Origin of the sequence: Neorhizobium galegae (assembly GCF_017877055.1) — a bacterium.
GTDB lineage: Bacteria > Pseudomonadota > Alphaproteobacteria > Rhizobiales > Rhizobiaceae > Neorhizobium > Neorhizobium galegae_D.
Genome location: NZ_JAGIPG010000001.1, coordinates 489,045 through 514,341, shown reverse-complemented (window position 1 = coordinate 514,341; position 25,297 = coordinate 489,045). Strand labels below are relative to the sequence as shown.

Here is a 25,297-nt window from a genome sequence, read left to right as displayed (position 1 = left end):
CTCCTCATTTCCGCATCAGCGACCTTTGGACCAGCATGGCGATGATGATGATCGCTCCCTGGATGGCGCCGATCAGGTATTCGCTGACGAAGTTGGACAACAGCATGATGTTGCCGACGATTTCCAGAATGAAGGCACCACAGATCGTGCCCCAGATGCGCCCGACCCCTCCCCGGAGCGCCGTGCCGCCGACGACGACGGCGGTGATCGCCTGCAGTTCCCAGAAGCTGCCGGTCGTCGCCGATGTCGAGCCGAGGCGCGGCACGTAGAGCAGCACCGCAACGGCGACGCAGAGCCCCTGGATGACGTAGGTTACGGTGCGCACCCGGTTGATCGAGATGCCGGAATAACGCGCGACGTCCTCGTTGGAGCCGACTGCGGTCACATGGCGGCCGTAACGGGTGCGGTAAAGCACGAAGGCTGCGATGGCGGCGGTGACGAAGATGACGATGATCGGGATCGGCACGCCGACGAAAGAGCCGGAATAGACCGGCCGGTAGAGCGCCAGAATATCGCGGTCGCGCACCGTGATGGCGCCGCCCTGGCTCAGCCAGGTGGTGAGGCCGCGATAGATGCCCATCGTGCCGAGGGTGGCGATGAAGGGTTCGATCCGGCCGATCGTGGTGATCAGGCCGTTGGCGAGCCCGCAGACCGCGCCGATCGCAATCGCCAGCGCCATGCCGGCCACCAGCGCCATGGACGGATCGGCTATCGTCCCCGAGTTGAGGAACAGGATCATCAGGCTGGCGACAAAGGCGAGCATTGCGCCGACCGAGAGGTCGAGCCCGCCCGCGGTGATCACATAGGTGGCGCCGAGCGCGATGACGGCGATGAAGGAACTGCGTGTGACGACGTTGAGCAGATTGGGGATCGTCATGAAGTTCGGATTGGCGAAATAACCGAGCACCAGAAGCAGGGCGAGCGCGATGAACGGCGCGACCGCCGCCATGTCCCAGTCCTTGGAGGTCTTCGGCGCCTTGGCCGTTTCGGTCGCGACATTCGCCATCACGCGGCCTCCCCTTTGGTGACGCCGGTGGCGAGCACGACAATTTCGTTTTCGTTCATATGGTCCCCCGTCACTTCGCCAACGATCCGGCCGGAGCGCATGACGAGGATGCGGTCGCAGATACCGATCAGTTCCGGCATTTCGGAGGAGACGACGATGATCGAGCGTCCCTCCTCTGCCAGGTTGGCGATGAATTTGTAGATCTGTTCCTTGTTGCCGATATCGATGCCGCGCGTCGGCTCGTCGATGATGACGATCGACGGATCGAGCAGCATCATCTTGGCGAGCAGCAGTTTCTGCTGGTTGCCGCCGGACAGCTGGCCCGCAAGGATATCCTTTCGGCCGGTGCGAATATCGAAATCGCGGATAGCCTTGTCGAGTGCTGCACTCTCGCGCTTGCGGTCGATTTGGAGCGCGCCCGCGAACTTGCCGAGCGAGGCGAGCGTCAGGTTGACGATCAGGTCCTTGGTGAGCAGCAGGCCCTTGCCCTTGCGATCTTCCGACAGATAGACGATGCCGGCCTTGAGGCTCGCATGCACGTCCCTGAAATTGACCGGCTTGCCGAGATGGCGGACCGCGCCGCGGCTCGGGCGAAGGCCGACCATACCCTCCATCAACTCGGTGCGGCCGGCCCCGACGAGGCCGGCAAAACCGAGGATTTCCCCCTTTTTAAGCTGGAACGAGGCATCCTGCGCATACCCGGGAACGCTGAGATGCTCGACCTCCAGCACCGTCTCGCGCGCCTGCGCCGCATGGCGGTCCGGATAGAGCTTCGCGACGTCGCGGCCGACCATCAGCCGCGCCATGTCGGCGGGCTGGATCTCGCTCGTCTCATGGCTGGCGACAAGTTTTCCGTCGCGCAGCACCGTCACCCGGTCGGCGATCTCCTTCACCTCCGGCAGGCGGTGGGAAATGTACAGCACGCCGACACCCTTGGCGCGGATCTGCCGGATGACCTTCAGCAGCGCGTCGGTTTCGTGCGGCGTCAGCGACGCGGTCGGCTCGTCGAAGATGACGATGCGATGCGGCACCAGCAGCACGCGGGCGATCTGCACCAGCTGGCGCTGGGCGATCGACAGACGACTGACGATGGTGTCGGGGTCGATATCGCCGCCGAGACCGCGCACCGCCTTTGCGGCACCTTCGTTCATCCTGCGGTCGTCGATGAAGACGCCCTTGTGCAACTCGCGGCCGAGATAGATGTTCTGGGCGACGGTCAGGTCCGGCGCCAGCAGGATTTCCTGGTGCACCAGCACGATACCGCGATGTTCCGCATCGACAGGACCGGAAAAAGTCACGGTCTCGCCGTCGATCCTCATCTCGCCGCGGGTCGGGGCCAAGTTGCCGGCGATGATCTTCATCAGCGTCGACTTGCCGGCGCCGTTTTCACCGATGATGGCGTGAACCTCGCCGGCGCGGACGGTGAGATTGATGTCCTTGAGCACCTCGACAACGCCGAATGTCTTGGAAAGGCCGGTCGCTTCGAAGAGCGGCACGGCGGGGTTGGCGTCCGCAAAACTCATCGCGCGCCACCCTTGACCATAGAGCAACACACGACCCGACAGCGGACCGCTGCGTTACCGACAGCACGCCTGTATATGACAATCTGCACCCGAACTCCTCCCTACAAGAACGCTAGCCCAGATTCTGAGGTACGTAAAGCAGATTTCCCTCTCAGATATACATGCGTTGAAATGGCTCGCGCAGATCTACCTGCATTTATCGTTGGCACGAACAGCGCCTCAAACGAGAACGCTAGTAACACCCTGGCGTGCAAGACGCTCTTGAAGAGGGCTCCTTGGCGTGCCAGAGAAGCTCCAGATGGGCTACCGGACGGGCGATAAGGTTGCATGGATGAGCTAGAGGAAAAGCCGATAGGGCAACCGGCCAAACAAGCATGGAGGCTAGTCAAAATCGCTTTTCTGATTGGCGCAGTGCCTGCTTTACCGCAAGTGTTTGGTTTTCAGTTCACGCCATCGGCGGAATGGACAAGGACCGCATTCGTTCCCGGTCTTGCAGGAGGTTTACTCGGTGGGATCCTGCTGCCTTGCCTCCTGTCGCGGCACATCGATAATATGCCCGGTAACGATCTGAAAAAGCTTTGTGCCGCTCTAGCATCTCCGTTAGGTGGGTTCTTTCTGGGAAAGAGCTCCATCGTCATTGCAGGGCCAATGATCCTTGCGGTGATCGCGGGTCATCAGACCGACCTCACATATGTGGTTGACGATGCTCATCCCCCCAGTTCCAGAGGGTGCCGCTCTCCTCTTTCACTCCAAGAGCTTCCCTTTTTCTTTGACAAGCTTTGCGGCGTCAAAAACGAGTTCAAGCTAGGTTTGGCGCGGGGTAGCAAGATCGTCGTCACCGGTCGCGGCACCAGCTTTGGAATATTTGCGTACGGCATGCGTCGGTTCGATTAACAAACCTGGCCATCGGCAAGGCGACGCGCACCACTCCGACCGTCCCAACATCATCTGAAGGCGAGAACCACCCGCAGCTTGCGGGCGGGCGAGGCTGAGCCTCACCCGCCTCCAACATCAAACGTAGCGATTGACGACGTTTTCCAGATATTCCTGGCGGCCGGACTTCGGTTCCGGGTTGATGTTCTGCTTCTCGACCCAGGAAGCGATGTCGTCGAGCTTGTACTCGCCGCGCAGCATCTTCTGGTACTCCGGGCTGTCCCACTTCTCGTAGCGGGCGTCGAGCGGAGCCTTCAACGCACCGTCGTCCAGCATCTTCGCCGCCGCCTTGATGCCGCGGGCGCAGCAGTCCATGCCGCCGATATGGCCGATCAGCAGGTCTTCAGGATCGAGCGACTGGCGGCGCAGCTTGGCGTCGAAATTGGTGCCGCCGTTCTGGAAGCCGCCGCCGGCCAGGACATGATAGTAGGCGAGCGCCATTTCCGGCACATTGTTGGGGAACTGGTCGGTATCCCAGCCGGACTGCATGTCGTTGCGGTTCATGTCGATCGAACCGAAAATGCCGAAGGCGTTGGCCATGGCGATTTCGTGCTCGAAGGAATGGCCGGCGAGGATCGCATGACCCTGCTCGATATTGACTTTCACTTCCTTCTCCAGCCCGTTCTTCTGCAGGAAGGCATAGACGGTGGAGACGTCGTAATCGTACTGGTGCTTGGTCGGCTCCTGCGGCTTCGGCTCGATCAGGATCGTGCCTTCGAAGCCGATCTTGTACTTGTATTCGACCACGAGGTTGAGGAAGCGGCCCATCTGGTCGAGTTCACGCGACAGGTCGGTGTTGAGCAGCGTCTCGTAACCTTCGCGGCCGCCCCACAGAACGTAGTTGGCACCGCCGAGGCGCTTGGTGGCGTCGAGGCAGGTTTTGACGGTCGCGGCGGCAAACGCAAAAACGTCCGGATCCGGATTGGTCGCAGCGCCCGACATGTAGCGGCGGTTCGAGAACAGGTTTGCCGTACCCCAAAGCAGCTTGGTGCCGGTCTCCGCCTGCTTCTTCTCGAAATAGTCGACGATCTCGTTGAGGTTTTTCGTGTTCTCGGCGAAATTATTACCTTCCGGGCGCACGTCGGCATCGTGGAAGCAGTAGAACGGCGAACCGAGCAACGAGAAGAATTCGAAGGCGACATCGGCCTTCATCTTCGCCGCTTCCATCGTATCCGAGAACCAGGGGCGCTGGAACGTCTGGCCCCCGAAGGGGTCACCGCCTGGCCAAGTGAACGTGTGCCAATAGGCGACGGCGAAGCGGAGGTGATCCTCCATGCGCTTGCCGGCGACGATCTCGTCCGGATTGTAGTGGCGGAAGGCCAGCGGATTGGTGCTGTCCGGGCCTTCGTATTTGATTTTCTGGATGTCTCCGAAAAAGCCTGTGCTCATGGGGTGTTTCTCCTTGGGTTCGAATTGTTGTTTGGCGGATGGGTCGCCCCCTTATCCGACCCTTCGGACCATCTTCTCCCCGAGGGGAGAAGATGGTCGCGGCGGATGAGGGGGCGCCTCATACTCAATGCGCCAGCGATCTGATCGCCGGATAGAGCGCCCGGTAGCGGGCGTATGCGGTGTCGTATGCTTCCGAAAGAGCCGCGACAGGCTCGATGGTCTCGTCGGTTTTCGGGGCCGAGCAGACGGAAAGCGGGTCGGCGCCGGTGGCTGCGATGAGGCCGAGGCGCGCGGCTCCGAAGGCGGCTCCGAAATCGCCGTCGGCCGGAATATCCACCGGCACGCCAAGAGACGTGGCGATCGATTGCAGCCAGTAGCGGGAGCGGGAGCCGCCGCCGATCGCGGTGACGCGGGAAATCGAGGTGCCGGCGGATTTCAGTGCTTCGAGATTGTCGCGGATGGCAAAGGTGACACCTTCGAGCACCGCCTGGGTCAGTACCGACCGGCTGCTTTCATGTTCCAGACCGATGAAGGCGCCTCGGATGGCCGCGTCGTTATGCGGCGTGCGCTCGCCGGAAAGGTAAGGCAGGAAGGTGACGCCGGAGGGCGTCTTCAGCGTGTCGCCGAGTTCGCCGGTGAGTTCGGCGGCCGTCTTGCCGGCAATCTGCGAATACCAGTTGAGCGCGTCGGTCGCCGACAGGATGACGCCCATCTGGTGCCAGGTCTTCGGCAGCGCATGGCAGAAGGCATGCACGGCACTTTCCGGCTTCGGCAGATACGAGGCGTTGGCGGCGAAAAGCACGCCGGACGTGCCGAGCGAAACGAAGGCATTGCCCGGGGCGACCGTGCCCATGCCGCAGGCGGACGCCGCATTGTCCCCTGCCCCGCCGGCGATCACGACGCCCTCGCCCATGCCCCACTTGTAGGAAAGCTCGCCACGCAGCTTGCCGGCCTGTTCGGTGCCTTCGACCAGCGACGGCATCTGGCTTTCGGCAAGGCCCGTGGCCGAAAGCAGTTCCGACGACCACTTGCGGGCGCCGGTATCGAGCCAGGACGTGCCGGCCGAATCCGACATTTCGGAGATGTGCTCGCCGGTCAGCCAGAGACGCAGGTAATCCTTCGGCAGCAGCACCTTGGCGACCTTCGCGAAGATGTCAGGCTCGTTTTTCGCGACCCAGACGAGCTTCGGCGCGGTGAAGCCGGGGAAGACGATATTGCCGGTGAGCTTGCGGAAGATCGGGTTCGCATCAAGGGCGGCCGCTTCCTGATGGGAACGTGTGTCGTTCCAGAGAATGCAGGGCCGCAGCACCTTGTCTTCGCTGTCCAGCAGCGTCGCGCCATGCATCTGGCCGGAAAGGCCGATGCCCTTCACCGCCGCGAGTTCCTTCGGAAATTTTGCCTTGAGACCGGTGACCGCTTCTTCGGTAGCGCGGATCCAGTGGGCGGGATCCTGTTCAGACCAGCCGGAATGCGGACGCGAGACGTCGAGCGAGCCGCTCGCCGAACCGACGATCGTCTGATCGCCGTCGATCAGCATCGCCTTGACGCCCGAAGTGCCGAGATCGAGACCGAGATACATGGTGTTTCTCCTAATGCTCCGCCCTTCAGGGCAGATTGTCTTTCAAGAATATGTCGATGCGGATGCGTTCCTGGGCGGCGAGCACCGGCAGGCCGTCTGCCTTGGCTTTCAGCACGCGGATCGCGCTTCTCACTTCGTGGCCCGCATCCTGGTTCAGAACCGCGTCGATGACGCCGTCGGCAAGTGCGGCGCGGGTCGAGGCGGTCAGTTCATGAGCGATGACGAGCGGCCGGCGGGGTCCGTGCGCCTTCTGCAGCGCGCGGATGAGGCCTCGGTTGCCGGCACCGAGACTGTAGATGCCGGCGATGTCCGCATTGCGGCGCAGCGCCTCCGCGACCATCGTCTCGGAGAGCCCCGGATCGTCACGGCCTTCGAGCACGGGCAGGATATGGACGTTCGGATAGGCGTGTGCGATGACGGTCGAAAAACCTTCAAGCCGCTCGCGATGGTCGCGCACCAGCATGGAGCCGGCAAGTACCGCGACGGTTGCCCCTCGTTCGCCGAGGAGAGGGCCGCTGAGGAATCGTCCCATCAGGCTGCCGGCGGTGCGGCCGGCGGCGATATTGTCGATGCCCGCATAATGGTCGCGGGAGGAATCCGGCAGATCCGACACGAGCGTTACCATCGGGACGCCGGCCTCCGTGAGGCGGCGGGCGACGGCTCGGACTTCCGGCGCATCGATGGCGACGAAGGCGACACCGGCCGGCTTCTCGGCAAGCACGGCTTCAAGTGCCGCAACCAGCGCGCCCGGATCGAAGGGCGGCACGTCGACGATGCGGATATCGGTGCGTTCGGCGCTCGAGCGGGCGACCGCGCCACGCACTTCCTCATGCAAGCCGATCATGAAGGAGTTGTCGTTGGCCGGCAGAATGAAGACGAAGGAATAGGTCCGGCTTTTGGCAAGGTTGGCTGCGGCGAGATCGCGCACGTAGCCGAGCGAAGTGATCGCGTCCTCGACCTTGCCGCGGGTGACGGAACGCACGCCCGGCCGGCCGTTGAGGACCCGGTCGACGGTCGCGAGGCTGACGCCGGCGATCTTCGCAATGTCGTGGACTGTGGGCTTCATGAACTCCTCCGCCGACCGTGTTAGCGGAAATTCTGAGGTACGTAAATCAGAATTTGAGGTACGTGTTTCAAAAAGCCGCCCCCAAAAGAAAAAGGCCGCCACTTGCATGACGGCCCCCTTCCCGGCGGTGGAATGCTGCGATCAATGCCCGCCGCCACCGGCCCCTGCGGGGCGGGCCGGCTTGGCGATCAGGAAGACGAAGAAGATCAGGCTGCCGAACAGCCCCGTCAGGATGAAGAAGACATCCATGAAGGAAAGCAGCGTCGCCTGCTGGGTGATGATGCCCGAGATCTTCTGAAGCGCGACGGCGCTGCCGTCGAGGCCAAAGGAATTGTAGTTGGCGCCGACGCTGTCGAGCCAGTTCATCGCAGCCGGATTGCCGTAGTTGACGTGTTCGGAAAGCCGGGCGTAGTGCTCGTCGGAACGCTGGGTCAGCGCCGTGTTGATGACGGCGAGGCCGACCGCGCCGCCAAGGTTGCGGGTCAGGTTGAAAAGACCCGACGCGCCCTGGATACGTTGCGGCGCAAGCGTGCCGAGCGCTATATTACTGATCGGCACCATGCACATCATCATCCCGAACCCGCGCAGGATCTGCGGCAACAGCAACTCGTAGAAATCCCAGTCGGCGGTGAGCCCCGTCATCAGGTAAGTGCCGATCGCAAACGAGCCGAAACCGATCGCCATCAGAATGCGCAGGTCGACGATGTTCGACAGCCGCCCGACGATCGGCGCCGAGACGAACATGGCGATGCCTGAAACGAACATCGTCTCCCCGATCATCAGCGAATCGTAGTGGCGGATGCGACCGAGATAGAGCGGATAGAGATAGGTGAGCCCGTAGAGCCCGACGCCCATGATGAAGGAGAACAGTGAGCCGAAGGCGAAATTGGCGTTGCCGAACGCCCTGAGATCAACGATCGGGAACTCGACCTTGAAGGCACGCCAGAAGAACACCACGGCGCCGATGACGATGAAGACGGTGCCGATGACGATCTTGTCGTCGCTGAACCAGTCCTTGTTGTTGCCCTCTTCAAGCACGTATTCCAGCGCGCCCAGGAAGACGGCCATGGAGGCGAGCCCCCACCAGTCGAACTTCTTCATGAGCTGCAGCTGTGGCTTGTCGAAGTCGATCAGCGTGAAGGTGACGGCAGTCACGATGATGCCGGGGATGACATTGACCAGAAACAGCCAGTGCCAGGAGAAGGAATTGGAAAGGTAACCGCCGACGGTCGGACCGATCGTCGGGGCGAGCGTCGCGACGAGACCAATGATCGGCGACACGATGCTGCGTTTCGACGGCGGGAAGATGGTGAAAGCCGCCGCGAAGACCGAAGGGATCATGCCGCCGCCGATGAAGCCCTGGATGGCGCGATAGACGATCATCTCGTCAATGTTCGTGGCAGTGGCACACAGGATGCTGGCTATCGTGAAGCCGGCCGCGCACATGGAGAACAGGATGCGCGTCGACATGATGCGGGCAAGCGTGCCCGACAGCGGGATCATGATCACTTCGGCGATCAGGTAGGAGGTCTGCACCCAGGCGATCTCGTCCGAGCCGGCCGACAGGCCGGCCTGGATTTCCGCGAGCGAGGCCGAGACGATCTGGATGTCGAGGATCGACATGAACATGCCGAAGACCATCGCGAAGAAGGCGATGAGCTTGCGTCTGTCCATCGGCTGGTCGGCCGGCATCGCCATAGGGGATGGACCCGCCGTGGCCGTTACTCCTGCCATGGCCGCTCTCCTTGGTTCTCTTTACTTGGCAGCGACGGCGCTGTTGCCGGGTGCGGTCCGGGTATCGACGTCGACGACGACGCTCAAGCCGGCGCGAAGGTGCTGGCGTTCGAGGTCTTCCTTCGGGATCGCGATGCGAACCGGAACGCGCTGCACGACCTTGGTGAAGTTGCCGGTCGCATTTTCCGGCGGCAGCATCGAGAAGACGGCACCCGAGGCCGGCGCGATCGACACGACCGTGCCTGTGATGTTGTGATCCTCATAGGCATCCACATGCACGCGGACCTTGGAACCCGGCTGCATGTTGCCGAGCTGGGTTTCCTTGAAATTCGCCTCGATATAGAGCTCGGTCAGCGGCACCAGGGACGCGAGCCGCTTGCCGATCGAGACGAGATCGCCCGTCTGGACGGAGAGGTTGCCGATGACGCCGTCATAAGGCGCCTTCAGGACCGTGAAGTTCAAATCGCGCTGGGCCTGGTCCCGGGCGAGCTCCTGGGTATGGATCGTATTGACCGCCTCGTCGCGCTGGGCACGCAGGAGACCGATATTGGCCTGGGCCGACGCGACCGCCGCTTGGCCGGCGACGAGGTTGGCGCGAGCCTGTTCGAGCGCGATCTCTGCATTGTCGAGCGCGGCGGCGGTGCCGACCGCACTTGCCTGCAGGCTCGTGGCGCGCTTCTGGGTGATCTCGGCGCCGCGAACGGCGGCTTCGAGAGCGCCCTGCTGGGCCTGCGCCTGCTTCACCGCCGCTTCGCCGCCGACGATCTGCGCGTCGATGCGGGAGACAGCGAGATTGGCGGATTCGATGGCGGTCTGCGCCTTGCGAAGGGCAAGCTGATAATCGCCGTCGTCGAGGGTGACGAGCGGCTCGCCGGCCTTGACGGCCTGGTTCTCGACAACGTTGACCTTTGCGACGTAACCGGAGACTTTCGGCGAGATCACCGCGATATTGCCCTCGATATATGCATCGTCGGTGGAAACCAGGAACCGACCGTCGATCCACCAGTTGTAACCATACCAGCCGGCGCCACCGAGGAGGGCAAGCGCGATGATAGGCAAAAGCAGACCGCGGCGTTTCTTCTTTTCAGGCGCCTTGGCGGCAGCCGGAGCCGCAATCGCCTCGGCAGCGGCCGGCTGTTCCGCAGCCGGCGAGCCTTTTCGGGCTTCGGCCTCGAGAGGGCCAACATTTTCCGTCGTCACAGCGCGCAATGCGCCGGAATTCTGAGAGGACGTCATTTTCTATCTACCGTTGGGAGCGTCTTATTCCATCGAACCGATCGGTTCAGCGACCTTGACATAGACCCATCGATGACACATATCAAGAGCAATCGAACCGCTCGGTTCGAAAAGATTAAAAAAGGGCATCGAAATGGCCAGGCAGACAAGGAAACTGGAAAGATCCGATCCGGTTCCCGCCGGACGTTTCGCAGCGGGCGAGGACCCGGCGAAACGGGAGCAGATTATCGACGGGGCGAAAAGCGTCTTCATGAAGCTCGGCTTCGACGCTGCAAGCATGAACGACATCACCCGCGAGGCAGGTGTCTCGAAGGGGACGATCTACGTTTACTTCCAGAACAAGGAAGATCTCTTCGGCGCGATTGTCGCTCGTGAGCGCGAGCGGATCACGCTGCGCATGCGCGATATCCTTGCAGGCAGCGAGGAGGTCGAGGACGGCCTCTACCGCTTCGGCATGGGTTTTGCGACGCATATCACAGCATCGCAGGTGATCGAGGCGATGCGTACCGTGATCGGCGTCGTCGATCGCCTGCCGAGCCTCTGTCGGCATTTTTTCAATTCGCCGTCCCAGAACGTCCGCACCGTCCTTGACGATTTCATCAGGCGTCACGTCGCGCTCGGCAATCTCAAGGTGGAAGATACGGATCTCGCAGCCCGTCAATTCATCGACATGGTAAGCGGCACGTTCTTCAAACTCCGCCTTTTCGGCGATCTCGACGACGTACCGCCGTTCCGGGAGATCGACCACGTGGTGACGGGAGCGATCCGGGTGTTCATGGCAGCCTATGGCGTCCATGACAATTCCGTGACCGCAAAAACGAAAGAACATGCCTGATTTCAGGAGGTTGTAGCGCAACCTCCTCTTGTCTTCCGCTCATCAATCCTTAAATCGGTCAGGCAATTACGCCTTGCGATTGAAAAAAGGGAATGTTGATGCAGAATATCGTCATGCTGGTTCAGGATCCGGCCGCCTGGGTGGCGCTCGTCACTCTCGTCGTCATGGAAGTCGTGCTCGGCATCGACAACCTCATCTTCATCTCCATCCTCACCAACAAGCTGCCGCCCGAAAGCCGTGAGCGCGCCCGCAAGATCGGCATCGGCCTGGCTCTCGTCATGCGTCTCGCCCTGCTCGGCACCGTCGCCTGGATCGTCCAGCTCACCAACCCGATCTTCGAGGCCTTCGGCCACGGCTTCTCCTGGAAGGACCTGATCCTCATCGCCGGCGGCCTTTTCCTGGTCTGGAAGGCGACCAAGGAAATCCACCATTCCGTCGATGTCGACGACCACAGGGAAGACCTGGTCGGCGCCGGCAAGGACGTGCTCAAGATGAGCTTTGCGTCTGCCATCGGCCAGATTCTGCTGCTCGACCTCGTCTTTTCGATCGACAGCATCATCACCGCCGTCGGCATGACCCCGCACCTGCCGATCATGGTGGTCGCCGTCATCGCCGCCGTCACCGTGATGCTGATCGCCGCCACCCCGCTTGCAAACTTCATCGAGAAAAACCCGACCATCGTCATGCTGGCGCTCGCCTTCCTGCTGATGATCGGCGGCACTCTGATCGTCGAAGGTTTTGGCGTGCATGTACCCAAGGGCTATATCTACGCCGCCATGGCCTTCTCTGCCGGCGTCGAGGTGCTCAACATGGTGGCGAGAAACGCTCGCAAGAAGAAGGCGGGCGGCACGACGCTGCATTGACCCAAGCGAATCTTATCCGTTGTCTCCCATTTGCGGTATAGATCGAGCCAGCCCTCGTTGATGCCATCCATAGCATATGCTATATAGATCATCATATGGCGCGAGCGACCTTGATCATGGATCGGAAATTTCATCTGGATGATGGAAAGATCATCCAGATGAAGGTCTGGCAACTTTCCGATCGCAATCCGGAACGTCCACATGGGTTGAAGTACTCGTTTTTCTTCGGAAACCCAGGGGAGAGGATCATCGGTTACGACAACGAGGCTGGCAAAGGCGATCATCGCCACTATCGCCATCCCGAGGAACATTATCGTTTCGTGAGCCTCGAGCGCATGATTAGGGATTTCGAGGACGATGTCCGCCGGGAGTTGAAGGCATGAGCGAAGTTCGAATCCATGTTTCGAATATGGGCGCATTTTTCGAAAATGCCGCGAGCGCTGCAGCACGGATCGACGCGGGGGATTTGAGTACCCAAGAAGGGGAGATCGCCTTCGAGAGTATGGATCTTCTCCTGAAGGTGCTGACCGCCAATCGATGGCGACTTCTGCGTTCCCTGAAGGCGGCTGGCGCCTCCTCGATCCGCCAGATCGCCCATTCCCTCAAGCGGGATTATCGCGGGGTGCATGCGGACGTCATCGCGTTGATTGAAGCCGGCCTAATCGAAAAAGACGAAGACGGCCGCATCACCGTACCGTGGGACCGCATTACGGCGGAAATGGCGATCACCGAAGTGGCATAGTCGAAAGTTGGATTACCGCCGGTTGTTTCGTGGCGTCCGGCGATTTCACGTACCTTCGTATTCGTCGCTACAATCTATCGGCGGGATTGGGGCCTCGGCTATACGAGAGTCCCTCAGTTCTTCGCCAGCTCCCTGTCGATCGCCTCCACCAGCCGGCTATCTTCGGCGGTGACATCGGGCGCAAACCGGGCCTTGATCTCACCATCCCGGCCGATCAGGAATTTTTCGAAATTCCAGACGATCTCGCCGTCCTCGATCTCCATGCCGAAGCCGCGCAGCTTTTCCTTCATCGGGCCGTCGCCGGTGGTCGGCACGCCGGAGCCCGTCAAGCCCTGGTAGAGCGGGTGCTGGTCGTCGCCCTTGACGGAGATCTTCGAGAAGATCGGGAACTTGACGTCATAGGTGAGCTGGCAGAACTCGACGATCTCGGCGTCCGTGCCGGGCTCCTGGCCCTTGAAGTTGTTGGCCGGGAAGGCGGTGATTACGAAACCGTTCTCGTGCTTGTCCTCGTAGAGCTTTTCGAGGCCTTCATACTGCTTGGTCAGGCCGCATTTCGACGCGACGTTGACGACCAGCATCACCTTGCCCTTGTATTCGGAAAGCGTGGTCTCGCGGCCGTCGGCCAGCTTCACCGGCACGTTCAAAACATCAGTCATCGACAAATCTCCATTCAAAACAATTCGGTCGTTCTGCCGCGACACCCTAGCGAAGCGGCCTTCATTGTCCAGTGGACAGGCGTCCCCCCGCCCTCGGCGCGCCGGAACTTTGGACCGATCCCCGCATTGACGGGCGGCACGGCAGCGCACGTTACCTCCTGCCGGCGGTGATCCTTCCGCCGGTCCTCTCGACATCAAGGACGGCATGACCACTCAGCAGATCCTCGCGTTTTCCGTCATCGCCATCATGATGGTGGTCTTCATCTGGGACCGGTTTCGCTACGACCTGGTCGCCTGCTGCGCGCTGGTGCTGGCCGTCGCACTCGGCGTCGTGCCGGTCGATAGGGCGTTCTCCGGCTTTTCGGACGATATCGTCATCATCGTCGGCAGCGCGCTGGTGGTCAGCGCCGGCGTGGCGCGGTCGGGCATCGTCGATATCGCCATCAAGAAGTTCTTTCCGAACCTCAACACACTGAACGCCCAGCTGGCGCTGTTGATGATCGTCGTGGCGGTGCTTTCCGCCTTCATCAAGAACATCGGGGCGCTGGCGATCATGATGCCGGTTGCTTTCCAGTTCGCCAGGAAATCCGGCGTTTCGCCGTCGAAATACCTGATGCCGATGGCGTTTGCGGCCCTGCTCGGCGGACTGATGACCCAGATCGGCACCTCGCCCAATATTGTCGTCTCGCGGCTGCGCCAGGAGCTGACAGGCACCTCGTTCACGATGTTCGACTTCACACCGATGGGGGCGGTCCTCACCGTCGTCGGCATCACCTTCCTGCTGTTCTTCCATTGGCTGGTGCCGAGCCGTACCCGGGAGAACAGCTCGATCGAAGAGGCGGTGGAGATCAGGAACTACACGTCCGAGGTCTCCGTAACGTCCGATTCCACGCTCCTCGAAAAATCGATCGGCGATCTCCTGAAGCTCGGCGACGGAGAGGTGCTTGCCACCGCCGTGTTGCGCGGAACGGCCCGCATGTCACCCTTCCCGGATCTCGTCTTGCGCGAAGGCGATGCCGTTCTCCTCGAAGGCCCGTCGGTCGCGCTGGATAGGATCGTCTCCGGCGGCAAGCTGAAACTCTCCGGCAAGCCGCTGAGGGAAAACGGCCAGGCACAGGCGGACGTGATCTCGGTCGAGGCGATCATCACCCAGGAATCGCCGCTCAAGGGCCTGTCCGCCAAGGAACTGGCGCTCTCCTATACGCGCGGCATCAATCTTCTGGCGATCAGCCGGCGCGGCGAGCGGCTGAAACAGCGGCTGGGCGAACTGACGCTAATGGCCGGCGACGTGCTGGTGCTCCAAGGCAGCCGCAAGAACCTGCCCGCGGTGCTGCAGGACTTTTCTCTGCTGCCACTGGCGCAGCGGGAAATCCTGCTTGGGACGCAGCGTCGCGCCTTCATTCCGTTGGTCATCCTGGCGCTGGCTATGGCCGCGACCGCCGTCGGCATCGCTCCGGTTCCTGTCGCCTTCTTCACGGCCGCCCTTGGCATGGTCGTCTTCCGGGCGATCCCGCTCAACGATTTCTATAAATCGGTCGACGGGCCGATCCTCGTCATGCTTGCGGCGCTGATCCCCGTCTCGGATTCGCTGAGGACGACCGGTGGCAGCGAGCTTATCGCAGGCTGGCTCGGCCAGGTGGCCGCAACGCTTCCGGCCTGGGGGGCACTGGGGCTGATCCTTGTCACCGCCATGGCGGTGACGCCGTTCCTCAACAATGCCGCGACGGTGCTCGTCATGGGTCCGATCGCCGCGAGCTTCGCCACCAGTCTCGGTTTTCGGCCGGAGGCGTTCCTGATGGCGGTAGCGATCGGCGCCGGCTGCGATTTCCTCACACCGGTCGGCCACCAATGCAACACACTGGTCTTCGGCCCCGGCGGCTACAAGTTCTCCGACTATCCGCGCCTCGGCCTGCCGCTTTCTTTCCTGATCATCCTCGTCAGCGTGCCGGCGCTGCTCTATGTCTGGCCGGTAAGGTAGGGTTCAAGGCCAAAAACCTTGACGCTCGCGGCTGAATATGGCCTAAGCCTGCGCCAATCCGCATTTCAAAAACAGGCTTGGCGCCCAATCGCGCGCCACAGATAGAGCATTCTTCATGATCGCCACGAAGCCCCGCGTCCGCATCGCCCCCTCGCCGACCGGCGAGCCGCATGTCGGCACCGCCTATATCGCGCTCTTCAATTACCTCTTCGCCAAGAAACATGGCGGCGAATTCATCCTGCGCATCGAGGATACCGATGCGACGCGTTCGACGCTGGAATTTGAGCAGAAGGTGCTGGACGCGCTGCGCTGGACGGGCCTGACCTGGGCGGAAGGCCCGGATGTCGGCGGGCCCTACGGTCCCTATCGCCAGTCCGACCGCAAGGACATGTACCAGCCCTATGCCCAGCAGCTGCTCGACAAGGGCCATGCCTTCCGCTGTTTCTGCACGCCGGAGCGGCTGGAGCAGATGCGCGAAGGCCAGCGCGCCGCCGGCAAGCCGCCGAAATACGACGGTCTCTGCCTGAGCTATACCGCTGAAGAAGTGACCTCCCGAATGGCGTCGGGCGAAACCTCGGTCATCCGCATGAAGATCCCGACCGAGGGCTCCTGCGACTTCCACGACGGCGTCTACGGCGACGTGTCGATCCCGTGGGATTCGGTCGACATGCAGGTGCTGATCAAGGGCGACGGCATGCCGACCTATCACATGGCCAACGTCATCGACGACCACCTGATGAAGATCACCCACGTGGCGCGCGGCGAGGAATGGCTGGCATCCGTGCCCAAGCACATCCTGCTCTACCGCTATTTCGAGTGGGAACAGCCGGTGTTCATGCACCTGTCGCTGATGAGGAACGCCGACAAGTCGAAACTGTCGAAGCGCAAGAACCCGACCTCGATTTCCTATTATTCCGCGCTCGGCTACCTGCCGGAAGCGCTGATGAACTTTCTGGGCCTGTTCTTCATCCAGATCGCCGAAGGCGAAGAGATGCTGACCATGGACGAACTGACCGAAAAGTTCGATCCGGAGAACCTTTCGAAGGCCGGCGCGATCTTCGACATCCAGAAGCTCGACTGGCTGAACGGCCGCTGGCTGCGCGAAAAACTGTCGCCAGATGAATTCGTTTCCCGCGTGCTCGAATGGGCGATGGAAAACAGCCGCCTGACCGAAGGCTTGAAACATTCGCAGAGCCGCATTTCCAAGCTCGGCGAACTGCCGAACCTCGCCGGCTTCCTGCTGTCGAGCGATGTCGGCCTGACGCCGGCCTCGTTTGCGGGCCTGAAGACCAGCCCGGCCGAGACGCTGGAAATCATCAATACCGTTCAGGCCGATTTCGAGAAGATGCTCGAGTTCAATGTCGAGTCGATCGACGGCGAACTGCGTGCCATCGCCGACAAGCTGGGCAAGAAACTGCGCGTCGTCACCCCACCGCTCTTCGTCGCCATGTCCGGTTCGCAGCGTTCGCTGCCGCTGTTCGATTCGATGGCACTGCTCGGTCGTTCGGTCGTCAGGCAGCGGCTGAAGATCGCGGCGACGGTAGTGGCCTCGATGGTGGGCGACGGGAAGTAAGCTTACGCTGCGCTCTCGTGGCTGTTGACGGGCGCCTCCTCACCGTCATCCTCGGGCTTGACCCGAGGATCCATGCCGCCCCCAAAAGGGTGGAGTGCAGAGCGGCGCACCGCCAGAAAGAATGGATCCTCGGGTCGAGCCCGAGGATGACGAATTCGGTGGGTGGCGTGCAAACAAAACGATCGCCCGATTAGACTAAAGACACTAGCCCGAAAAAGGCGAAACACGATGACCGAGAACACGACCGAAACCGCCCTCTCCTCCGACGCCACGCAAGTGCGTGCCCAGAAGCTCGCCATCCTTCGCGAAAAGATCGGCGACGTCTATCCGGCGCATTTCCACCGCACCATGACCAATGCGGAACTGGCCGAGAAATACAAGAACCTGGAAGCGGACGTCGAGACGCAGGATATCGTCACCGTCGCCGGCCGGGTCTATTCCTCGCGCAATTCCGGCATGTTCATGGATATCCATGATGCGTCGGGCAAGGTGCAGATCTTCTCCCACAAGGACACCACGCCGCAGGAAGCGCGCGACCTGCTGCCGATGATCGACATCGGCGACATTATCGGCGTCACCGGCGTCGTGCGCCGCACCAAGCGCGGCGAACTGACCATCAACGCGCAGAACATCAAAATGCTCACCAAGTCGCTGCTCCCCATGCCGGAGAAGTGGCACGGCCTGTCGGACGTCGAGTTGCGTTACCGCAAGCGCCATCTCGACATCATGACCAACGAGGAGTCGAAGCTCCGCTTCCAGCAGCGCAGCCGCATCGTCTCGGGCATCCGCCGCTTCATGGAAAACGACGGCTTCATGGAAGTCGAAACGCCGATGCTGCACTCCGTCTATGGCGGCGCCACCGCCGAGCCGTTCAAGACCCATCACAACACGCTGAAGCTCGACATGTACCTGCGCATCGCGCCGGAACTGTTCTTGAAGCGCACGCTGGTCTCCGGCCTCACCGACAAGGTATTCGAGATCAACCGCAACTTCCGCAACGAAGGCGTCTCCACAAGGCACAATCCCGAATTCACGATGATGGAGTGCTACTGGGCCTATGCCGACTACGAGGACATCATGGACCTCGTCGAGCGCCTGTTCTCGACGCTCGCCATGACCATCCACGGCACGACCGAAGTGAAGTTCGGCGACAAGGAACTGTCCTTCAAGGGCCCGTTCAAGCGTGTGCCGATGCCCGACGCCGTCAAGGAAGCGACCGGCATCGATTTCCTTGCCATGAAGACCGACGAGGAAGCCCGCACCGCCGCCAAGGCTGCCGGCTTCGCGGTCGAGAAGGACTGGACCTGGGGCGAATGCCTCGCCTTCATCTTCGAGGAAAAGGTCGAGGGCACCCTGATCCAACCGAGCCACGTCACCCACTTCCCGAAGGACATCTCGCCCTTCGCCAAGGAAGTCCCGGGCGAACCGCGCCTCGTCGAACGCTTCGAGACCTATTGCAACGCCTGGGAACTGGGCAACGCGTTTTCCGAACTCAACGACCCGGAAGAGCAGCGCAAGCGCATGGTCGAACAGCTCGAACAGGCCCATGCCCGCGGCGAGAAGGACAAGCAGCTCGACGACGAATTCCTGGATGCCATCGACCAGGGCATGCCCCCCGCCGGCGGCTTGGGCATCGGCGTCGATCGCCTGGTGATGCTGCTGACGGATTCGCCGTCGATCCGCGATGTGATTCTGTTCCCGGCGCGGCGCGCCAAGGCGGATTGATCGCGATCTTGCGGGCGAACCACAGCCACGGTCGTCACCCTCGGGCTTGACCCGAGGGTCCCATAGGGCTGGCGGTGCGGATGCGCGGATCCTCGGGTCGAGCCCGAGGATGACGGTGGGTGGGATTGGTGCCCTGCTCAACGCTCCAGCATGAACACCACGTCATAAAGCCCGGGGTTTGCCTCGCCATAAGCCTTGTTGCCATCGATCATGCCGGCAGCGTTGAGCCGTTGGAAGACCCTTCCCATCGCCTCCCTGTCTTCGCACTGGGCGTAGTTGGCCACCCTAGTCCCGTCGAGGCTCTTGTGCAGGCTGGCGGAAAGCCATCCCGGCACCTCGCTTGCGACCCTTGCTGCTTCGCCAAGATAAGCGATCAACGCGTCCTGCCCGCCCTCGGGGACGGTAAAGACGTTGATCTGGGTGATGATGCCGGTATGGGCGCGAATAATGGGCATTGCAGTCTCCTTCGTTTGAGAAGACGCAAGTGCATGGCGGGCAGGAACGCTTCGAAAAGACGCGCCAAGCCGCCGGCACTTGCGCCGGTTGCTTGCCGCGGGTCCGCCGGATGACGGTACGGAGCTTCCTGTTGGGAAGGAAACGGGCTTACCTCTGCCGTTTCAGGTCCTTTTCGACGGGGGAACTCTAGCGCCATTTGCAGACGGCGCAAGGTCGGCGGCGCCGGCCTGCGCTTCTGCCACTCAATGCACGACCTTGGCAGCCGGAGCCTTTTCATCCGAAGCCGAAGCCGCCTGGGCGGGCTTTGCGGGCGCGGCCGGAGCCTGTTGACCGCGCAACTTGGCCAGCCATTCCGCGCCGGCGGCATCGGCTTCGGTAGCACCGTTTGTCTTGGCCGGGGCCGCTTCGGCATGCGTCGCTTCCGGCGGCTTGGCATCGGAACGGACGGCATCCGCATCGGTCTGTTTGGACCAGCGCTTGCCGCCTTCCGCAGACGTGCGAGGCTCGGGCGCGGGCTCCGATGCCTTGGCCGCAACCGGGGATGCCTTCGGCGTATCCTGCCCGCCGCTGCCGAAGATCATACCGGTCAGGGAAGCGAGAAACCCGCCCTCTTCCTTTTTCGGCTCGGCGGATGCGACCTGGATCGGGGCGGCAGGCTTCTGATGGTCCTGCGCAGCAGCGGCCTTGTTCTTTGCTGCCGGTGCCGGATGCGTGTCGGCTGCCGGAGCAGCGGCATGAGTTTCGGCAGCGTGGGCGTCACCTTCGGGCGCATAGGCGGCCTCGGCCGGCGTTTCCGTCTTCGAGCCGAAGATCATGCCTGTAATGGAGCTGAAGAAACCGCCGCTTTCCTTGGCGGCGACTTCGTCGCCATGACCTTCGGCGGGAGCACCATGGGCGTCCGCAGGAGCGCCGTGGGCATCGGCCGCCGGTGCCCCGTGGCCGTCAGCCTTCTTCGGCTTTTCGCCATGGCCGGCGGGAGCACCGTGTTCGCCTTCCGGCACGGCGACGACCGGTTCCACGCAATCGGCGTGATCGGTCAGCCGGGCGGTGAGCGTCTCGACATCCTCGACCGGCAGGTCGATGCGCATGCCGTAATATTCACCGTTCGCATTGGCCGTGCCATCTAGGTAATAGGCGGAATAGGGCTGCGCGCTGGTGCCCTCGGGCGCCTTTTTGGGATCCGGGATATAGACGACCTGGGCGCCGATTGCGCGGCCGCGCATCTGGGCGCGATCACGCGGGCCGGCCTTGTCGATCATCGCCACCTGGACGAGGTCGGCTTTTTCCTTTTCCTGGACGGCCTTGGCGACACGCAAAGCCGTGCGGATGCGCGCCAGACCGTCGCCGCTCCCGTCGCTCACCACATATTTGCGGATCCAGTAGCGCTGGTCGCGCTTGATCTTGACCGTTTCCAACGCGGTACATTCCAGCCCGTTGATCTCCAGATAGGAGGGACCGAGGATCTTGTCCGTGCCGATGAGCACAGCCGCCGCACCACTACCACCGCCGAGCACGACGATGCTGCCCATGAGGATGAAGACGAGCTTCTTGGAAAACCGGAACTTCAGACCCTTCACTTGCCGAGCTCCGGCATGGTCAACTCCATATCTACGCAAAACAAAAGGATGGAATAGTGCCGGGATAGTCGCCTATTCTTGTTGAGGAAGCTTTAAGCCGAGGGATTCTTTTCGACCCGAGAAGATCTTTCTTGCTATCGGCCTGCTCCATTCCGAAACGGTCCGGCTTTTGACGTGCCCTCTTGCGCAAATCGAACCGCGGGTATATACCCGCTCCATGCCGAACGACACCTGCCACTGCATTCTGCTGCGCAAGGCCTCCCGAAAGGTCTCGTCTTACTACGACGAGGCCCTGGCGCCGCTCGGCGTCAACATCGGGCAGTTCAGCCTGCTGCGCAACATCAACCGGCTGGCGCCGATCTCGCTGACCGATCTCGCCGTCCAGGTGGAACTGGATCGGTCGACGGTCGGCCGCAATGCCAAGGTGCTGGAGCGCATGGGTCTGGTGGCGATCGGCCATGGCGAGGACCAGCGGGAAGCGATGCTGACCGTCGCGCCGAAGGGTGCGGCCATCCTGAAGCAGGGCGCGCCCCTTTGGGACAGCGTCCAGGACGATATCGAGGCCCGGCTCGGGGCCGAGAAAACCAGGCAACTGCAGGAACTGCTTGCAGCCCTCTGATTTTCAACCAGAAGCGGGTATATACCCGATTTCATCATGCTGCTGGTGCGGCAACGACCAGGAAAGGGACAGACCATGATCTCCAATCGCGCCGCCCGATGGATGGCAGCCAGAAACCTGCACTATGGATGGGTGGTCGCGATCACCACATTCCTGACGATGCTCGCGACCGCCGGCGCCATGGGCTCGGCCGGCGTGATGATCCAGCCGCTGCATCAGGAGTTCGGCTGGGATATCGCCGACATTTCCTCGGCCATGGCGGTGCGCCTGGTGCTTTTCGGCCTGCTTGGGCCCTTCGCCGCCGCCTTCATGAACCATTTCGGCGTCCGCCAGGTCGTCACGTTCGCACTCGCGCTGATCATGAGCGGCATCGTCGTCTCGCTGTTCATGACCGAAGTCTGGCAGCTCGTGGCGCTCTGGGGCGTGGTGATCGGCGTCGGCACCGGCATGACGGCGCTGGTTCTCGGCGCAACCGTCGCGACCCGCTGGTTTTCCAAACGCCGCGGCCTCGTCGTCGGCCTGATGACCGCCAGCAACGCCACCGGCCAGCTCGTTTTTCTCCCGCTTCTCGCCGCCATGACAGAAGCCTACGGCTGGCGCACGGCGCTGACCTTTACCGTCGTCGTCATTGCCGCCGCGATGCTGCTGGTCCTGCTTTTGATGCGCGACTATCCCGCCGATGTCGGCCTGCCGGCCTATGGCGAGACCGCGGTCACGCCGGCACCCAAGCAGGACCACAAGTTCCTGGCAACGCTCTACTCGCCAATCGGCGCACTCCGCCACGCGTCGACAAGCCCGACCTTCTGGGTCCTGTTCGGTACGTTCTTCGTCTGCGGCCTTTCGACCAACGGGCTTATCCAGACCCACTGGATCTCGATCTGCGGCGACTTCGGCATGGCTGCGGTCACCGCCGCCAGCACGCTTGCGGTGATCGGCATCTTCGACTTCTTCGGCACCATCTTCGCCGGCTGGCTGTCGGACCGCTACGACAATCGCTGGCTGCTGTTCTGGTTCTACGGCCTGCGCGGCCTGTCGCTGGTCTACCTTTCCCTTTCGGGCTTCAGCTTCGTCGAGCTGTCGGTCTTCGCGATCTTCTATGGCCTCGACTGGGTGGCGACCGTGCCGCCGACCGTGAAGCTCGCCGCCGCCGAATTCGGCCGCGAACGGGCCGGACTGATCTTCGGCTGGGTGTTTGCCGGCCATCAGATCGGTGCTGCGACCGCGGCCTTCGGTGCCGGGTTCCTGAAGAGCGACTTCAACACCTATATGCCGGCCCTGCAGATCGCCGGCGTGATGTGCATGATCGCCGCGGTTTCCGTCCTGCTGCTGCGCAAGCCGGGCACCGCCCAGCTGGTACCGCAGCCGGCCTGATGACGCGATACCTCTCCGGCGGCCGGCCTCGGCAGCCGGAGACCCAGCCTGCCGATTGCAAAACTGCAAAACTTGCCGGATATGATACTGATGCGCAGGGCGAGTGGCATTCGAGCGCGGGAGGCACCATGTCGTCGATCACCTCGGGCAATGCCATCCAATATGCCGACAGCCGCAAGCTGGCGGCCCGCGGACGCCTCAACAGTGAATATACGATCGCCGAAACCGGCTGGTTTCCCTGGGTTGCGCGGCAACTCCCCCTGCGGGAGGGTGACCGCGTCCTCGATATCGGCTGCGGCCCGGCCTGGTTCTGGGCAGCCGTCATCAACGATATTCCTGAAAATCTCCACCTCACGCTTGCCGATCAGTCCTCCGGAATGGTGGAAGAGGCCCTCGCGCGCTGCACGCTCCTACCCTTTGGATCGGTCGCGGGCCGTCAGACGGACGCTGCCGCCCTGCCCTTCGGGGACGATAGCTTCGATGTCGTCATTGCCATGCATATGCTCTACCACCTGCCGGACCCGTCGGCAGGCATCGCGGAAATGTACCGTGTGCTGAAGCCGGGAGGTTCGCTTGCTGTCACCACCAACGGCGTCGGCAACATGCGCGGCATCTACGAACTCACCACGGTCTTCGGCAGCGAGCCGTTCGATCCGAGCGCGGCCGTCTTCGGATACGACAAGGCTGAGGAGCTGATGCGCGAGAGGTTCGGCGATGTCGCCTTCGCGCAGCATCCCGCCCGCATGCGGATCACCGATCAGGAAGACGTGTTCCTGGCACTGACCTCCTATCCGCCCGGAGATGGCGCGAGTGAAAATCAGCTGGATTCGTTCCGGGCAGCAATCGCCGGCGCATTCAAAGACGGCAACGGCATACTTGAGGTGGAGAAGGAAACCGGCCTGTTCATCAGCAGAAAGCCGATCTGATATCGGGCAACAACGACGGCACGTCGCTTGCTGCCTGGAGAGAATCCGGGCATGAATGTCTCGGTCATTGAACGACAATGGCTCCCATTTCAGGAGGAATAGTCATGAGGCAGTTCGAACTCTAGCGCATAAGCGGAGTTCAACGTTCGCTTGTGCGCCAAGCCCGATCTTATCGAGCAATTGGAGCATGACATGCGAACCATCACACCTATGCCCGAAAGTGGCATGGAGATTTACGATATCGATTCCGGAATGGGCGGCGTCTTCACGGTCTCTGTAACCAGGGAACTGGCGAGAGGTATGGTCGAAGTGCGCATCTGGTATGGGAAGCGAACGGAAACCGGCTGGCAATCCTACGGCCTGTTTGACGGGAAAACCTTTCAAACCAGCCGCGACAAGCTGACGAACCGACGTAGATCAGTATGAAAGACCACCGTCCGATCCGGAAAACAACAAAGGCCCGTCGCGAGACGGGCCTTTCTTCATGCCGGCGGTGGAAGCTGATATCAGGCGGCGGCCAGCGTTAGTTCCTTCTTGACCATCTGGCGCAGCGACGCGAGGTCCTTGGCAAACGCCCGGATGCCTTCCGAGAGCTTTTCGGTCGCCATGGCGTCCTCGTTCAGCATCCAGCGGAAGGACTTCTCGTCGAGCGACTGCAACGGCTCCGCATGGAATGTTTCCGGCACGAGCTTGCGCTCCAGCTTGCCGGTGTCTTTGTCGAGCTCGTCGAGCAGGGCCGGGCTGACCGTCAGGCGGTCGCAGCCGGCCAGCGCTTCGATTTCACCCGCATTGCGGAAGGAGGCGCCCATGACGATCGTCTTGATGCCGTTCGCCTTGTAGTAGTTGTAGATGGCGCGGACGGAGACGACGCCCGGATCGGTCTCGGCGGTGTAGTCCTGGCCGGTCGACTTCTTGTACCAGTCGAGAATGCGGCCGACGAAGGGCGAGATCAGGAACACCTTGGCTTCCGCGCAGGCGATTGCCTGGGCCTGGGAGAACAGAAGCGTCAGGTTGCAATCGATGCCTTCCTTCTGCAGCACTTCCGCGGCGCGGATGCCTTCCCAGGTGGAGGCGAGCTTGATCAGGATGCGGTCGCGCTCGATGCCGCGCTCCTTGTAGGAGGCGATGATCTGGCGGGCCTTGGCGATCGACGCTTCCGTATCGAAGGAAAGGTCGGCATCGACTTCGGTCGAAACGCGGCCTGGGACCAGCTCGGACAAGGCGGCACCGACGGTGATCGCCAGGCGGTCGGCCACGGCGGATACGACGGCGTCCGGAGTGCCGGACTGCTTGCGGCCCCAGGCGATCGCTTCCTTGACCTTGTCGGCGAAGATGGGCGTGCCGAGCGCCTTAAGCACGATGGTCGGGTTGGTGGTGCAATCCACGGGCTTCAGGCGGGCGACCGCCTCGATGTCGCCGGTATCGGCAACGACCGTGGTCATGGAACGAAGCTGCTCTAGTTTGGACGTCATCCGAATATTCCTCGATATATGGAGAACTAAACGCCTGT

23 protein-coding genes are annotated in these 25,297 nt (G+C 62.0%); 12 read left to right on the top strand and 11 right to left on the bottom strand.

Annotation, left to right across the window (positions count from 1 at the left end):
• Positions 1–4: 4 nt before the first annotated feature.
• Together J2857_RS02175 and J2857_RS02170 are read right to left on the bottom strand one after the other, a co-directional pair.
• Positions 5–1,006 (bottom strand): ABC transporter permease, encoded by a 1,002-nt coding sequence (locus J2857_RS02175; protein WP_210008339.1) that lies wholly within the window; start codon positions 1,004–1,006, stop codon positions 5–7.
• The gene (locus J2857_RS02170; protein ID WP_210008338.1) at positions 1,006–2,529 is read right to left on the bottom strand and encodes a sugar ABC transporter ATP-binding protein; all 1,524 of its coding nucleotides are present in this window, start codon (positions 2,527–2,529) and stop codon (positions 1,006–1,008) included. Before J2857_RS02170 ends, J2857_RS02175 begins: the two co-directional genes overlap by 1 nt.
• Before the next feature lie 327 nt (positions 2,530–2,856).
• Here J2857_RS02170 and J2857_RS02165 point away from each other — a divergent pair, with 327 nt between their 5' ends.
• Entirely contained in the window at positions 2,857–3,423 is a 567-nt protein-coding gene (locus tag J2857_RS02165; RefSeq protein WP_210008337.1) for a hypothetical protein, read from the top strand.
• A gap of 117 nt (positions 3,424–3,540) precedes the next feature.
• On the opposite strand, the gene xylA is transcribed toward J2857_RS02165, so the two are convergent.
• The 5 genes from xylA to J2857_RS02140 all read right to left on the bottom strand — a co-directional run bounded on the left by xylA (position 3,541) and on the right by J2857_RS02140 (position 10,466).
• The gene (gene xylA / locus J2857_RS02160) at positions 3,541–4,851 is read right to left on the bottom strand and encodes a xylose isomerase (protein ID WP_210008336.1); all 1,311 of its coding nucleotides are present in this window, start codon (positions 4,849–4,851) and stop codon (positions 3,541–3,543) included.
• Positions 4,852–4,975: 124 nt separating this feature from the next.
• Positions 4,976–6,430 (bottom strand): xylulokinase, encoded by a 1,455-nt coding sequence (gene xylB, locus J2857_RS02155; protein WP_210008335.1) that lies wholly within the window; start codon positions 6,428–6,430, stop codon positions 4,976–4,978.
• A 25-nt stretch (positions 6,431–6,455) separates the two neighbouring features.
• Positions 6,456–7,496, bottom strand: a complete 1,041-nt coding sequence (locus tag J2857_RS02150) for a LacI family DNA-binding transcriptional regulator (RefSeq protein WP_210008334.1) — start codon at positions 7,494–7,496, stop codon at positions 6,456–6,458.
• 141 nt (positions 7,497–7,637) lie between these two features.
• The gene (locus J2857_RS02145; RefSeq protein WP_210008333.1) at positions 7,638–9,230 is read right to left on the bottom strand and encodes a DHA2 family efflux MFS transporter permease subunit; all 1,593 of its coding nucleotides are present in this window, start codon (positions 9,228–9,230) and stop codon (positions 7,638–7,640) included.
• A 21-nt stretch (positions 9,231–9,251) separates the two neighbouring features.
• Complete coding sequence (locus J2857_RS02140; RefSeq protein ID WP_210008332.1) at positions 9,252–10,466, bottom strand: HlyD family secretion protein; 1,215 nt, start codon at positions 10,464–10,466, stop codon at positions 9,252–9,254.
• Between the two features lie 133 nt (positions 10,467–10,599).
• On the opposite strand from J2857_RS02140, the gene J2857_RS02135 reads away from it, so the two are divergent.
• From J2857_RS02135 to J2857_RS02120, 4 genes are all read left to right on the top strand, one after another.
• Complete coding sequence (locus J2857_RS02135) at positions 10,600–11,301, top strand: TetR/AcrR family transcriptional regulator (RefSeq protein ID WP_210008331.1); 702 nt, start codon at positions 10,600–10,602, stop codon at positions 11,299–11,301.
• Between the two features lie 98 nt (positions 11,302–11,399).
• Entirely contained in the window at positions 11,400–12,164 is a 765-nt protein-coding gene (locus tag J2857_RS02130; protein WP_210008330.1) for a TerC family protein, read from the top strand.
• Positions 12,165–12,259: 95 nt separating this feature from the next.
• Complete coding sequence (locus J2857_RS02125) at positions 12,260–12,547, top strand: toxin-antitoxin system TumE family protein (protein WP_210008329.1); 288 nt, start codon at positions 12,260–12,262, stop codon at positions 12,545–12,547.
• Positions 12,544–12,906, top strand: a complete 363-nt coding sequence (locus J2857_RS02120) for a hypothetical protein (protein WP_210008328.1) — start codon at positions 12,544–12,546, stop codon at positions 12,904–12,906. Before J2857_RS02125 ends, J2857_RS02120 begins: the two co-directional genes overlap by 4 nt.
• Positions 12,907–13,019: 113 nt before the next feature.
• Here the strand turns inward: J2857_RS02120 and J2857_RS02115 are convergent, their stop codons facing one another.
• A complete protein-coding gene (locus J2857_RS02115) occupies positions 13,020–13,562 on the bottom strand; it encodes a glutathione peroxidase (RefSeq protein WP_210008327.1) in 543 nt (180 codons plus the stop codon).
• 205 nt (positions 13,563–13,767) lie between these two features.
• On the opposite strand from J2857_RS02115, the gene J2857_RS02110 reads away from it, so the two are divergent.
• The 3 genes from J2857_RS02110 (at position 13,768) to lysS (ending at position 18,838) form a co-directional block, all read left to right on the top strand.
• Positions 13,768–15,540 (top strand): SLC13 family permease, encoded by a 1,773-nt coding sequence (locus J2857_RS02110; protein ID WP_210008326.1) that lies wholly within the window; start codon positions 13,768–13,770, stop codon positions 15,538–15,540.
• A gap of 115 nt (positions 15,541–15,655) precedes the next feature.
• A complete protein-coding gene (gltX, locus tag J2857_RS02105; RefSeq protein ID WP_210008325.1) occupies positions 15,656–17,113 on the top strand; it encodes a glutamate--tRNA ligase in 1,458 nt (485 codons plus the stop codon).
• Between the two features lie 228 nt (positions 17,114–17,341).
• Positions 17,342–18,838 carry a lysine--tRNA ligase gene (lysS, locus tag J2857_RS02100; RefSeq protein ID WP_210008324.1) on the top strand — a complete coding sequence of 499 codons (1,497 nt, stop codon included), beginning with the start codon at positions 17,342–17,344 and terminating at the stop codon, positions 18,836–18,838.
• 137 nt (positions 18,839–18,975) lie between these two features.
• Here the strand turns inward: lysS and J2857_RS02095 are convergent, their stop codons facing one another.
• The gene (locus J2857_RS02095) at positions 18,976–19,293 is read right to left on the bottom strand and encodes an antibiotic biosynthesis monooxygenase family protein (protein ID WP_210008323.1); all 318 of its coding nucleotides are present in this window, start codon (positions 19,291–19,293) and stop codon (positions 18,976–18,978) included.
• 243 nt (positions 19,294–19,536) lie between these two features.
• Positions 19,537–20,871: a hypothetical protein gene (locus tag J2857_RS02090; protein ID WP_210008322.1), complete on the bottom strand. Its 1,335-nt coding sequence runs from the start codon at positions 20,869–20,871 to the stop codon at positions 19,537–19,539.
• Between the two features lie 217 nt (positions 20,872–21,088).
• Between J2857_RS02090 and J2857_RS02085 the strand changes: the two genes are divergently transcribed.
• The 4 genes from J2857_RS02085 (at position 21,089) to J2857_RS02070 (ending at position 24,213) form a co-directional block, all read left to right on the top strand.
• On the top strand, positions 21,089–21,490 hold the full coding sequence (locus tag J2857_RS02085; protein ID WP_210008321.1) for a MarR family winged helix-turn-helix transcriptional regulator: 402 nt from the start codon (positions 21,089–21,091) through the stop codon (positions 21,488–21,490).
• A gap of 75 nt (positions 21,491–21,565) precedes the next feature.
• Entirely contained in the window at positions 21,566–22,861 is a 1,296-nt protein-coding gene (locus tag J2857_RS02080; protein WP_210008320.1) for an MFS transporter, read from the top strand.
• Between the two features lie 128 nt (positions 22,862–22,989).
• A complete protein-coding gene (locus tag J2857_RS02075; protein ID WP_210008319.1) occupies positions 22,990–23,787 on the top strand; it encodes a class I SAM-dependent methyltransferase in 798 nt (265 codons plus the stop codon).
• A gap of 192 nt (positions 23,788–23,979) precedes the next feature.
• Positions 23,980–24,213, top strand: coding sequence for a hypothetical protein (locus tag J2857_RS02070; protein ID WP_210008318.1), 234 nt, complete (start codon positions 23,980–23,982; stop codon positions 24,211–24,213).
• Positions 24,214–24,293: 80 nt separating this feature from the next.
• On the opposite strand, the gene tal is transcribed toward J2857_RS02070, so the two are convergent.
• Complete coding sequence (tal, locus tag J2857_RS02065; RefSeq protein ID WP_210008317.1) at positions 24,294–25,259, bottom strand: transaldolase; 966 nt, start codon at positions 25,257–25,259, stop codon at positions 24,294–24,296.
• Positions 25,260–25,297: the final 38 nt, after the last annotated feature.